The sequence below is a fragment of the Cryobacterium glaciale genome (assembly GCF_004402535.1).
Lineage (GTDB): Bacteria > Actinomycetota > Actinomycetes > Actinomycetales > Microbacteriaceae > Cryobacterium > Cryobacterium glaciale.
Map to the genome: position 1 here is coordinate 44,787 of NZ_SOEY01000018.1, position 11,539 is coordinate 56,325.

10 protein-coding genes are annotated in these 11,539 nt (G+C 67.3%); 1 reads left to right on the forward strand and 9 read right to left on the reverse strand.

Features of this window, described 5'->3' with window-relative positions; translation table 11 throughout:
• Window position 1: 1 nt before the first annotated feature.
• The 5 genes from E3O06_RS08365 to E3O06_RS08385 are packed head-to-tail and all read right to left on the reverse strand — an operon-like array spanning window position 2 to window position 4,966.
• A complete protein-coding gene (locus tag E3O06_RS08365) occupies window positions 2–1,126 on the reverse strand; it encodes an FAD-dependent oxidoreductase (RefSeq protein ID WP_134502682.1) in 1,125 nt (374 codons plus the stop codon).
• Window positions 1,119–1,823 carry a class I SAM-dependent methyltransferase gene (locus E3O06_RS08370; protein ID WP_134502684.1) on the reverse strand — a complete coding sequence of 235 codons (705 nt, stop codon included), beginning with the start codon at window positions 1,821–1,823 and terminating at the stop codon, window positions 1,119–1,121. The genes E3O06_RS08365 and E3O06_RS08370 overlap by 8 nt, the downstream gene beginning before the upstream one ends.
• Window positions 1,824–3,044: a type III polyketide synthase gene (locus tag E3O06_RS08375; protein WP_134502686.1), complete on the reverse strand. Its 1,221-nt coding sequence runs from the start codon at window positions 3,042–3,044 to the stop codon at window positions 1,824–1,826.
• Between the two features lie 50 nt (window positions 3,045–3,094).
• Window positions 3,095–4,000, reverse strand: a complete 906-nt coding sequence (locus tag E3O06_RS08380) for a phosphatase PAP2 family protein (RefSeq protein WP_241980017.1) — start codon at window positions 3,998–4,000, stop codon at window positions 3,095–3,097.
• Window positions 4,001–4,048: 48 nt separating this feature from the next.
• On the reverse strand, window positions 4,049–4,966 hold the full coding sequence (locus E3O06_RS08385) for an NADP-dependent oxidoreductase (protein ID WP_134502690.1): 918 nt from the start codon (window positions 4,964–4,966) through the stop codon (window positions 4,049–4,051).
• 160 nt (window positions 4,967–5,126) lie between these two features.
• Here E3O06_RS08385 and E3O06_RS08390 point away from each other — a divergent pair, with 160 nt between their 5' ends.
• Complete coding sequence (locus tag E3O06_RS08390; RefSeq protein ID WP_134502692.1) at window positions 5,127–6,065, forward strand: phosphodiesterase; 939 nt, start codon at window positions 5,127–5,129, stop codon at window positions 6,063–6,065.
• Here the strand turns inward: E3O06_RS08390 and E3O06_RS08395 are convergent.
• The 4 genes from E3O06_RS08395 to E3O06_RS08410 all read right to left on the reverse strand — a co-directional run bounded on the left by E3O06_RS08395 (window position 5,995) and on the right by E3O06_RS08410 (window position 11,522).
• Window positions 5,995–7,791, reverse strand: a complete 1,797-nt coding sequence (locus E3O06_RS08395; RefSeq protein ID WP_134502694.1) for a stealth family protein — start codon at window positions 7,789–7,791, stop codon at window positions 5,995–5,997. The two genes, E3O06_RS08390 and E3O06_RS08395, sit on opposite strands and share 71 nt — an antisense overlap.
• 229 nt (window positions 7,792–8,020) lie before the next feature.
• Window positions 8,021–8,449 carry a DUF1761 domain-containing protein gene (locus tag E3O06_RS08400; protein ID WP_134502696.1) on the reverse strand — a complete coding sequence of 143 codons (429 nt, stop codon included), beginning with the start codon at window positions 8,447–8,449 and terminating at the stop codon, window positions 8,021–8,023.
• A gap of 47 nt (window positions 8,450–8,496) precedes the next feature.
• Window positions 8,497–10,551 carry a thioredoxin domain-containing protein gene (locus E3O06_RS08405; RefSeq protein ID WP_134502698.1) on the reverse strand — a complete coding sequence of 685 codons (2,055 nt, stop codon included), beginning with the start codon at window positions 10,549–10,551 and terminating at the stop codon, window positions 8,497–8,499.
• A gap of 137 nt (window positions 10,552–10,688) precedes the next feature.
• The gene (locus tag E3O06_RS08410) at window positions 10,689–11,522 is read right to left on the reverse strand and encodes an aldo/keto reductase (protein WP_134502700.1); all 834 of its coding nucleotides are present in this window, start codon (window positions 11,520–11,522) and stop codon (window positions 10,689–10,691) included.
• Window positions 11,523–11,539 lie beyond the last annotated feature (17 nt).

The following is an 11,539-nucleotide window of genomic DNA, read 5'->3' on the forward strand; positions in this document are numbered from 1 at the left end:
GTCACAACCACCGCATCGTGAACGCCCGGGCCACCAGCTCGTTGGCCGGCGGCAGCGTGAGACCGCGCACCAGGGCGTTGCGGGCGCCGAGCCGCAGGCCGTGGGCCGGCCGCCCCATCACCATGTTGAATCCGGCCTGCCGGGCCGCTCGGCGCGCTGCGCTGCGTCGGGTACGGTCGTAGTCGCCCAGAACGGATGCCGCCGCCGGCGGCTCGAGCAGCGCCCGCTGCAGCGCCGGCCGGAGTGCGACGGCGTCGAGCCAGCCGAGGTTCATGCCCTGCCCACCGATCGGACTGATCTGATGCGCGGCATCACCGACCAGCACGACACGGCCAGCGTGCATGCTCCCCGCGAGCCGCTGCTGCACCGCGAACGCGCTGGCCGCCCCGAGCGGTTCGGCCACGCTCACGCCGGTTCGATGACGGATGACCGCGGCCAGGTCGGCACTGTCGGCATCCGCTGCCAGATAATCGGTCATCGCCACCCAACGCCGCCGGCCGCCGGGCAGTGGAAACGACTCGACCACACCGCCGCGCTCGAAATAGAGTACCGCGCCGGTATCGCGTGGATCCGTGTCGGCGAAGTCGCCCATGAGATAGGTTTCCCGGCCGCCGAACTGCTGCCAGCTGATGCCGGCCTGCTCGCGCACGCGACTGCGCGCGCCGTCCGCACCGACCACATAGCGGGCCAGGGCCGGGCCGGCGGTCGTTGCGAGTTCGAGGGCATCGCCTCGGTCATGGAGCCCGGTCACCGTAACACCGCTGTGATACCGGCCGGGCCTCAACTGGTCGAACCGGTCACGCAGCAGGGCTTCCGTCTCGTATTGCGGCAGAGCGACGACGAACGGATATTCCGGCGCGGCCCGCTCGAAGGACAGGGCCCCGAGCTGACGGCCGTCGCAGCGCACCTCCCCGGCGCGAATGCGCACGGCCCGCGTAAGCAGCGCGTCGGCAACGCCGATCCCAGCGAGGGCGGCGAGCGACGGCGGGTGGATGCCGATCGCCCGGGAGCGCATCGACGGCGTCTCACGCTGTTCGAGCACCTCAACGTCGAGGCCGCCGACGGCCAGCACGCAGGCGAGCATCGTACCGACCGGTCCCCCTCCCACGATCACGACATCACGCATCGGGCGCGGTCCAGCTCAGCACAAGCCGGGACGGCAGGCCGCGCGACACCGTCCACCCGGCGGGCACCACAGCGCGCAACTCGGCGGCGGTGTAACTGCGCCGAATCGAAGTGAGCCCGTCCGGGCGAATGTAGGAGTGCCGGAAGAACGGCTTGGTAGCCGCCGCGAACCCGAGATAGGCGTAGTTCGTGCGTTCCAGGTCGGCGTGCAACACCCGGCGCCGCACGAGATCCTCCGAATCCACGAGCAGCCCCTTCAGCTCGGCCACGCTGAGGTGGTGCAGCACGTGGTTGGAGACCACAAAGTCGAACCGCGCGCCCTCGGCCACGAGGTCTGAGCTCAACGCCCGCCGAAACGACAACCCGGCGATTTTCGGCTGACTGGTCGAAAACACGTGTGCGCGGGCATCCGGATCGATGCCGGTCACCGTGAGGCGCAGGCCGTCTCGCACCGCCCAGCGAGCCAGCGCCCGCGAAACGTCTCCACCACCGGATCCGACGTCGAGCAGCGTGGCTTCGGTCGTGGTGGACAGCTCCGGGCGGATGCTGCGGCGATAGATCCCCCACCAGCCAGAGACCAGCGCGTTGACCACGCGAAAATCCTGATACGTGCGGGTGAGCATGGCCGGGTCGCAGAGCGGCGAATCCATAAGCTCGACCGCTCTATGTGCCCGAACCCGCAGTGATGGAAGGGCCATTCAGCCCTCGATCACGGTCATCAGGCCGGATTCCACGGTGAGGCCAGGGCCGAACGCCATGGCGCAGACCCGTTCCCCGTCGGCGGTGGCCGGGCCGTCGAGAATGGCTTTCATCACGAACAGGATGGTCGCGCTGCTCATATTGCCGTTGGTGCGCAGGGTCTCGCGGGAAGGAAGGAGCTGGTCGGCGCGCAGCTTTAGCTTCGCCTCGGTCTTGTCGAGGATGCTGCGACCGCCGGGATGGATCGCCCAGTGCTCGATTACCGAGCTGAGCGAGGCGGGGGGTGTAATGGTGAGCACCGGCGCAGCCAGGGCGGCGGCGTCGAACGCTGATGCGGCATCCGCCTGGAGCGGAGCGGCGAGCCGACCGGTGATCGACGCATCGCGGGCGAACAGCGGGGCCAGGGCGCCTTCTATGTGCTCGTCGATGATGTGCGGCACGTAGGTGCTCAGTATCATTTCGAAGCCCTCATCGCCGATCTTCCAGGCCATGTCGCCCTCACCGACCGGGGTGATCACCGTTTCGAACAGGTCGAGGCCGAGGGCCTTCTCGCCGGGCAGCGGCGCCCGGGCGCTGACGATGCCGGCAGCGGCGCCGTCGGAGAACAGCGAGGACGCGACGATAGTGTCCGGGTCGCTCGAGGTGCGCAGGTGCAGCGAGCAGAGTTCGGCGCTGACCACGAGCACGACCGCGTTCGGATCGGCCTCAACGAACTGCTTCGCGGTGCGGAGGGCCGGCATCGAGGCGTAGCAGCCCATGAATCCGAGGTGATAGCGCTGGGTGCTGGCTTTGAGGCCGAGCTCCCGCACGAGCATGTAGTCGGGGCCGGGCGCGTAGAACCCGGTGCAGGAGACGGTCACGACGTGGGTCACGTCGTCGGGGCGAATGTCGGGGCAGGCGGCGAGCGCACGACGGCCGGCCTCGACGAAAAGCTTGGTGGCCTCGGAAATATACAGCTCGTTGCGCACTTTGGTGCTCGGCACCAGCAGGAGTTGCTGCCGGGCGTCGAAGAACTGCGGATCAGCGGCGTCGTTGTCGAGGGTGAGCTCGGCGATGACGGTATGCCGGGTCTCGATGCCCGACACATTGAAACTGGTGCTGACCAGCCGTTGCGCCAGCCGGCTGAGCCCGGGCTGGGCGGCGAAGATGTCGCGCACCTGCTCCTGGATCAGAATCGTCGGGGGAACTACGGTCTGGAGCGCTCTCAGCGTGACGGCCATGAGTCAGTGTTGCACGCGACCTCGATCGAGTACACCCCGACTTTGCACAGCTACGGCAGGCGGGCGAACAGCCGGGTTCCGCTGAGGGCGAGCAGCAGGCCGGCGGTCACGATGGCCGCGACACCGCCGAGGTAGGCAACGAGGGTGCCGACTGTTCCGACACTATCGAACAGGCTGCTGTTCGCAACGAGGGTGGCGATGAAGGCCAGGCTCGAGAGCGCGCCGCAACCGATCGACAGCCAGCGAATGATGCGAATTGTGGAGCGGCGGAGTCCCGTGAAAGCTGGCCACCGTGAGCTGGAGGCCGCCGCCGCTGTTCGTGGCACGACGCCCAGGCGCGGCCAGGCCAGCACCGCCCCGGCGAGGCACCCCCACAGGGCCACCCAGAGCAAGGCGGCGATCACGTCGCTGGGCCGGTGCCACTGATTGGCGAGCGTCGCCACGCCGGCCAGCACGGCGAAGGCGGTGCCCCAGCCGGCGACCATCGGGCGCATGCGCGGGCTCGCCACCAGAAACACGACGAGAGCGGATGCCGCCGCCACCGTCGTATGCCCCGACGGAAATGAGTTTCCCGCGTAGCCCTCGACGGCGAGGTCGGGTCGGGCCAGGATGCCGTACTTCAGCAGCTGGGCCGACGCCGTGGCCGCTGCGGCAGCGACGAGCGCGACGAGGAGGGTGCGCCAGTTTCGGCGCACGAACGCGATGACCGCGGTCAGCAGCACCCCGAACGCCACAGCCACGTCGGGTACCGAGTCGAGCACCCGCCCGGTGAACGGGGTGATGCTGCGGCGACCGAATTCGGCGCCGTCATAGGCGAGCTGATCGGCTTCCTGGCCGATCTGGCTGCGCACAAAGAAAAGGTAGAGGCCGATGAAGGCGACGGTGGTGAGCACGGCTCCGGCGACGTAACCGAGCGTTCCCCGGGTGAGGGAGCTGGAAAGGGACCGGATGCGCACGATCAAGCATGCCACAGTGTATGTGGGAGGAACCTGCGCTCGAGCCGCCTACCGGGTGCTGAGCACGACCTTGCCGCGCAGGTGCCCGGCCATGAGGTAGCGGTAGGCATCCTGCACCTGCTCGAGCGGAAACACCCGGTCGATCGGCAGCACGATCTCGCCCGCGGCGATGAGTTCAGCGAGCGTCTGAAGGTCGCGGAGGTCAGCGACCTGGCCACCCACCTCGGTGATTCCGGCTCCGGCCCGATGACCACGCGCGGCGATCGTGTTGATGCGGGCGCCGGGCACGCCGAGCTCGAGGGCCGCATCGATCGTCGCTGCACCGTTGTAGTCGAGGGCGGCCGTCACGGACGGGGTGATCGCGCGCACCCGGTCGACCAGGCCGTCCCCGTAGGCCACCGGCAGGACGCCGAGGCCGCGCAGGAAGTCGTGGTTGACCGGGCTTGCGGTACCGATCACGGTCGCACCGGCTCGGAGCGCGAGCTGGCAGGCGAGCACGCCGACCCCGCCGGCGGCGGCACCGATCAGCACGGTGTCGTCGACACTCAGCCCGAGCGAGGCCACGCTGGCCCAGGCTGCGCGCCCGGCGATGTCGAGGCTACCGGCCTGTTCAAAGGTGAGGGCGGCCGGTTTCTTGATGATGCGGGTCGCGTCGACGACGACGTAATCGGCCTGGGCGTTCATCCGTTTACCACCGAAGACCGCGTCCCCGAGCTGAAAATCGGTCACGCCGTCACCGAGCTCGTCGACCACACCGGAGAAGTCGTTGCCGTTGCCGCAGGGTGGAACCGCCTCGTAGCGCGCAGCAGCCGGGCCGCCGTGAAAGATCTTGTAATCCACCGGGTTGAGGCCGGCAAAGAGCACGCGCACCCGCACCTCGCCCCGCCCGGCCTGCGGCTGCTCATCGTGCACGATGCTCAGCACCTCCGGACCACCGAATTCGTCAATGAGTACGTATCGCGCCATGCGGCCAGCCTAGGGCCACTGATCCCTTGCCCATTTACCCCGTGCGTTGCAGATTAACGCGTGGCGTACACCGGTTGTTCAAGAACGTCTGATCAAATAGTGTCAAGCATCGTAGAAGCGTGCTCGCAGAGCGCGCCCAAGACAAACGAATGGACGCTCCGTGAGCATTCGAACGGCTGAGTACCCCCGGCCGGACCACTTCCTGCTACACCTGAGCGACACCCACCTGCTGGCGGGAGGCTCGAAGCTCTATGGCAGCGTCAACGTCGAGGCCCATCTGGCGGGGCTCTTCGCCGAGGTTGAAGCCTCCGGGGCCCGCCCCCAGGCCATCGTTTTCACCGGCGATCTCGCCGACAAGGGCGAACCGGGGGCGTATGAAACCCTGCGCAACATCGTCGAGCCCGCCGCGGCTCGGCTCGGCGCCCGCGTCATCTGGGTGATGGGTAACCACGACAACCGTTCGGCCTTTCGCCGAGAACTCCTCGACCAGGAGCCGAGCGAAGCCCCGATCGACCGCTCGTATGACCTCAACGGTCTGCGCCTGATCACCCTCGACACCTCGGTCCCCGGCCATCACCACGGAGCGGTGACCGACCAGCAGTTACTCTGGCTCGCCGACGAACTGCGCGTGCCCGCACCCGACGGCACCATCCTCGCCATGCACCACCCGCCGATCCCGAGCGTGCTCGACTTGGCCGCCGCCGTGGAGCTGCGCGCTCAGAGCCGTCTGGCCGACGTGCTGCGCGGCACGGATGTGCGCAGCATCATCGCCGGGCACCTGCACTATTCATCCATGGCGATGTTCGCCGGCATTCCCGTGTCGGTGTCGTCGGCAACCTGCTACACGCAGGATCTGAACGTTCCCGTCGGCGGTACCCTCGGCCGCGACGGCGCCCGCGCGTTCAACCTCGTGCACGTCTACCCGGATACCGTGCTGCACTCCGTGGTGCCGCTCGGCCATTACCCGACGCTGGAGTATGTCGATGCCGCCGAAAGCGCGCGTCGTCTGCGCGCTTCCGGCGTCGAGATCACGCCGTCGGAAACTCTGCCTGCATTGCGCGAGCCGCCGATGACCAGGCCGATCCCCGTTCTGCACTAGTCGCCGGGCTGGCCCGTTCCCACGGTGCCACGATCGGAAAGTACAGTTCGAGAAATTCGGTGACCGCGGCGCGACGCACCTCGGTCGAGATCTCCGGGTGGCTGCCGTCGTTGAGGCAGAACATGTCTTGGTCGCGGCGCTTGCGCAGCTGGTTCATCTGCCGCAGGGCGATGCGCAAAGTCGTCTCGATGTAGAGCGAGTGCACCTGCGTCTGGGCCACCGCCCGACCGGTCATCAACGCGTAGTAGTGATACAACGAGTTGGTGACCGAGATGTCGGTCGCCGACCGAAAACGACTTGCCGCCGTGCGGCTGAAGTCCTCGGGAAACTCACTCTCCAGCTCGAGCAGAACGCTCTTGCGCATCGGGGCCGGCGTGTGCTCGAGGTGCCGGGTGGTGACCTTGCCGAAACGCCCGCGCAGCAGCGCACGGTTCACGCGGGCGGCGTTCTCGAACCCGCTGCGGGTCGGATCGTTCTCCCCCAGGCCGATACGAGTGGATGCCTCCACAAACTTGGTCACTCCGCCCGGAGAGAAGAACAACTCCGGACCCACCGGACGACCGAAGAACATGTCGTCGTTGGAATAGAGAAAGTGCTCAGCGAGCCCGGGAATGTGGTGCAGCTGGCTCTCGACGGCGTGCGAGTTGTGGATCGGCAGCACGCTCGTGTCGACGAAGAAGTCTTCGCTGCGCATGATCGTGACCCGGGGATGCTCGGCGAGCCACTCGGGTGCGGGCGAATCCGTGGCGATGAAGATGCGTCGAATCCACGGTGCGAACATGTAGACGCTGCGCAGGGCGTATTTAAGTTCGTCGATCTGGCGAAAACGAGCGTCGGAATCGTCACCTTCGCCGACCACGTACGCCTGCATCCGCTTGGCGCGCTCGCGCTGGAACTCATCGCTCGAGCCGTCAACCCAGCTGAACACGAGGTCGATGTCGAAGGAGACGTCGCTCGCGAGGTCGTCGAACATGTTCTGCAGGGTCAGCCAGGTGCGCCCATACAGCTCGATCGTGGTTTCGCGGGCTTCGGAGCGAGGCAACCGGGTACGCATGAGGGCGTTCTCGACCGGGGCGATGATCTCGTCTTCGCCGAAACGCCACAGTTCGAACTGGAACGCGGTCTGGGCACCATAACGCAAACGGCCGATCGGTTCGATGCGCGGGCGGTAGACCCGAAAAACGCTGGACTTGCGCAGGGTCGTGAGCGCGCCGTCGGCGAGCAGAAACTGCTGGCTCACGTTGCCGTCGAGGGGCTTGGCATAGAAGGGCTCGTTGGCGAAGGCCCGGCCCAGAACCTTGGTGATTTCCTTGCGCTGCTTGCGGTCGACGGCGATGACCGGACGGTTGTGGTCGCCGCGCACCAGCAGGAATTCGATGCCGGCGCCGGTGAGGGCGTCGTGCACGGCCACGAGGTCCTTGACCATGGACTCGTGCGGGGTGTAGTGGCCGTTGATCAGGGCGATCTCCCCCTTACGCACAACCAGATCGTCGCGGTCGAAGCGGCGGGTGCGGGCATCCGGTGTGATCAGGACCAGCTCGGGCTCGCTGCTGAGCGACAGCGTCGGGATCAGGCCGGTGTTGGTGGGGGGTTCCGGCTCACTCGAATCGTGACCGACCGAGTCGGGGCGGAAGGCGTCGGTGTCGAAGATCTCACCGGAGAACGAATCGGCGTAACCCAGCTCGGGAGTTTCCGGTTGTGCGTCCGGGATGTCGAGTGTCGCCATGGTCCTCCTTGAAAAAAATGGAACACTCGATCGCGAACAGCCGGGGCTCTCGAGGAGTGCGGCCGACGATGTCGGCGTGGATGCTTCAGTGTGGTGCGCAGCGACGATCTTCTCGAGAAGTGACCTGTTCTCGATGAGCGACTGGCGTTCGGGGAACGCGGTGGCTTTCGTCACGGTGCTCGTTTGCCCAGTGTACGTCCCGAGGTCGGTAGTTTGCTGCGCGAGCGGGTCAGAGCGCGGAGATGCCGAACAGCCCGATGATCAGGGCCATGAGCAGAATCGTGACGAGTTCGTGGGCGAGGTTCAACACGGTCAGACCGGCCGGGCGGCGGTCGAACGCGTCGTGCGTGACCATGCGAGCTGCGGTGAATCCGGCCCAGAGGATGAGCGCGGTGAGCAGGGTGTTGAACAGAAAGTTGCCACCGTAGAAGTTCTGGGCGATCGCCGCGGCGCCGGCCAGCACTGTGGCGGTGATGAAGCTGACGATGATCGTGATGATGACCGCTCCGGTGCCGCTGCCCTTCATACTTTCTTCGGTGTGGCCGACGGCTTTCATCCAGTACCGGCCGAAGACGGCGCGGGTGTACCAGATGGAGCCGACGACCATGCTCGACGCGGTAGCCAGGAGCACTGCCCAGATGTTGATTTCGGGAACCATGATGGGTCCTTTCGGGTGGTCCCAGGAGCGGGACGGGTACCCCGATGTTAGTGCTTGTGCTGTCGATCCGATTGTTGCGCTTCAGCGGCAATTTCGGCGAGGAGCACGGCGGTGGCGTCCACTGGGGGCAGCTGTGCCGGGTCGGTGACCGGCAGCTGGCAGACGAAGTCGCGGCAGAGGTAGGCGGTGGGCTGGCCGCTCGATGAAATGCGGGCCGCGAACAGGTCGAATCCGGCTGCGGCGAATGCCCGCGCCTGGGATTCTGAAACGGATGCGACGACTGGCGCCGGGTGGCGCCGAGCGAGGTCCTGCAGGGTGACCGGGTTCGGGGATTCGATCGCCTGGCCCGGCTGGTCGGGCGAGACGATGACGAGCTGCTCGATCGGTGCGTTCAGCTCGTCGAACAGCCGCAGCGCGGCGCCGTAGGCCAGGGGGCGGGCCGGAGCGAGGCCGGCGACGAGCGCGAGTCCGGCCTGGGCCGCACGCCGGTAGCGGTCGTCGCCGGTGAGGCGGTGCAGGAGCAGTGCCGCGTCGGCGGTGGCGGACAGTCCGGAGGGGTAGGCGCCCTCGGAGGGATCGATGGCGCCGACCAGGCCCTGCCAGCTCAGCACCGGATCGGCGCCGTGCGGCGGGCGGAAGGCGGGCGCCGTGGCGGTGTCCGTGTCCGTGTCCGTGTCCGTGTCCGTGTCCGTGTCCGTGTCCGTGTCCGTGGTGCCCGATAGTGTGCTCTCGAGCAGGTGACGAGCCTGGGTGGCGCCGGGAACGTCGCCGGTGACGAGTGCGAGTTCGAGGAGTCCCCATGAGTACATGCCGTAGTCCTCCAGGGTGGCTTTCGCGGCCGAGATTCGAGGTTTAGTGCTATGTCCGCTGACCGAGGCGCGCACGAGGGTGCCGTCGGCGCGCACGTGGTGCGCCTGCAGGTAGTCGGCGGCGCGGCGGGCAGCGTCGATGAGATCGGGCCGGTCGAAGGCGAAGCCGGCTCGGGCCAGGGCCTGCATGGCGAGACCGTTCCAGCCGGTCAGTACCTTCTCGTCGAGTGCTGGCGGGGTCTGCCTCGCGCGCTCCCCCGGTTCGAGTGCGTAGTAGCCGCCCTCGACCCGCTGACCGTCGACGGTGCTCTCGGAGTCCTGGGCGCTCGCGAACCCACCGCCGGGCAGCTGCATCACCGTGCAGAGAAAACGGGCGATGCCCTCGGCGACCTGACGGGCCCACGGCTGGCCGGTGAGCACCCAGGCACGGGTGTAGAGGCTGAGCAGCTGGGCGTTGTCGTAGAGCATGCGTTCGTAGTGCGGGTCACTCCAGTTTCGGTTGACCGCGTAGCGAAAGAAGCCGCCCTCGATCGGGTCCCGCAGCGGTGACGCACCCATGAGTTTGAGGGTGCGCAGGGCCAGGGCCGGTCCGTCGCCGGGCGCTGCACCGTGCCCGAGATCACCGTGCGCGAGTAGAAAGGACAGTGCCGGGGCCACCGGAAACTTCGGGCTGCCGCCGAAGCCGCCGAACCGGGCGTCTTCGTAGCCGATCAGTTCGGCGACGGCCCGGTCGAGTGCGTCGATGCCGGGCTGGGCGGCAGCCGCCGCACCGCCCCCAGCGGCGAGCTGCCGGGTCGATTCGGCGAGCAGGTCGGCTACCCGGGCGGCACCGGCCGTCACCTCGGCACGGCGGGTGAGCCAGGCCGTCGTCACGGCGCTGAGAACATCGCGGAAGGACGGATGCCCCGGCATCGCGACCGGCGGAAAGTACGTTCCCGCGTGGAACGCCTGGCCGTCGGGAGTGACGAATACGTTGAGCGGCCAGCCCAGCCCCTCCACGAAGGCACTCGCGGCGGCGAGATAGCTCGCGTCGACGTCGGGGTGCTCTTCCCGGTCGACCTTGATGCTCACGAAGTGGGCGTTGAGATACTCGGCGATGGCCGGATCGCTGAAGCTCTCCCTGGCCATGACGTGGCACCAGTGGCAGGTGGAATAGCCGATCGACACGAGCACAGGAACGTCCCGCTCGCGGGCCTCGGCGAAAGCCTCATCGCCCCAGCCGAACCAGGCGACCGGATTGTCGGCGTGGCTGCGCAGGTAGGGACTGATGGCGTCGGCGAGATGGTTGGGCATGCTCCATTCTGCGCCCAGCGCACGGGTGGAGGCCAGCCGGTGCAGCTCCCAATGTACGCCGCTCGCAGTGCCCGCTGATCCAACAGTGGCCCCGCCGCTATCGGTCTGCGGGGCCACCCTCACACGGATGCTGCGCGCTAGTTCACCTCGTTGGGGTGCGCCGAGACGCGCCCGGCACGCTCGAGCGCGGAGATCATGGTGACCTCGGTACGGGTGAGTTCGAAGTCGAACACGTCGAAGTTCTCGGCCATGCGCTCCACCCGGTTCGATTTCGGGAACAGGATGTTGCCCACTTGCAGGTGCCAGCGGATGACGACCTGCGCGGGCGACTTGCCGTGCGCGTCGGCAGCATCCGCTATCACCTGCTCGTCGAAGAGGGGGTACTTGCCCTGGCCGAGGGGCCCCCAGGCCTCGATGTTGATTCCGTTCTCGCGGGCGAACGCGGTGACCTCGGGCTGCTGGTGCGCCGGGTGCAGCTCGATCTGGTTGACGGCGGGCACGATGCTCGTCTCGTGCAGTAGGCGGTCGAGGTGCGGCACCAGAAAGTTGGAGACGCCGATGGAGCGGGCGCGATTAGACTCCTGGATCTTTTCGAGGGCTCTCCAGCTCTCGACGAACTTGTCGTTGGCCGGGGCGGGCCAGTGGATCAGGTAGAGGTCGACGTAGTCGAGACCGAGCTTCTCGAGGCTCTCGTCGAAGGCGTCGAAGGCCGACTGGGTGCCCTGGCGGTCGTTCCAGAGCTTGGTCGTGATGAAGAGCTCGGAGCGGGTGATGTTCGAGGCGGCGAGCGCCTTGCCCACGCCCTCTTCGTTGCCGTAGATAGCTGCGGTGTCGATGTGGCGGTAGCCGACCGAGAGCGCGTCGGACACGATGCGGGTGGTTTCGTCGGGTTCGACCTTGAATACGCCGAAACCGAGCTGCGGAATCGTGTGGCCGTCGTTAAGGGTGATGGTAGGTACAGATTTCGTCATGCCCCAACCCTATTGGC

What these genes read in the sequence shown, in the direction of transcription:
- E3O06_RS08385 (WP_134502690.1), bottom strand. Translation starts at nt 4,966, where the DNA reads ATGGCGCGATACGTACTCATTGACGAATTCGGTGGTCCGGAGGTGCTG.
- E3O06_RS08395 (WP_134502694.1), bottom strand. Translation starts at nt 7,791, where the DNA reads ATGGCGACACTCGACATCCCGGACGCACAACCGGAAACTCCCGAGCTG.
- E3O06_RS08410 (WP_134502700.1), bottom strand. Translation starts at nt 11,522, where the DNA reads ATGACGAAATCTGTACCTACCATCACCCTTAACGACGGCCACACGATT.
- E3O06_RS08375 (WP_134502686.1), bottom strand. Translation starts at nt 3,044, where the DNA reads ATGGCCGTCACGCTGAGAGCGCTCCAGACCGTAGTTCCCCCGACGATT.
- E3O06_RS08405 (WP_134502698.1), bottom strand. Translation starts at nt 10,551, where the DNA reads ATGCCCAACCATCTCGCCGACGCCATCAGTCCCTACCTGCGCAGCCAC.
- E3O06_RS08365 (WP_134502682.1), bottom strand. Translation starts at nt 1,126, where the DNA reads ATGCGTGATGTCGTGATCGTGGGAGGGGGACCGGTCGGTACGATGCTC.
- E3O06_RS08400 (WP_134502696.1), bottom strand. Translation starts at nt 8,449, where the DNA reads ATGGTTCCCGAAATCAACATCTGGGCAGTGCTCCTGGCTACCGCGTCG.
- E3O06_RS08370 (WP_134502684.1), bottom strand. Translation starts at nt 1,823, where the DNA reads ATGGCCCTTCCATCACTGCGGGTTCGGGCACATAGAGCGGTCGAGCTT.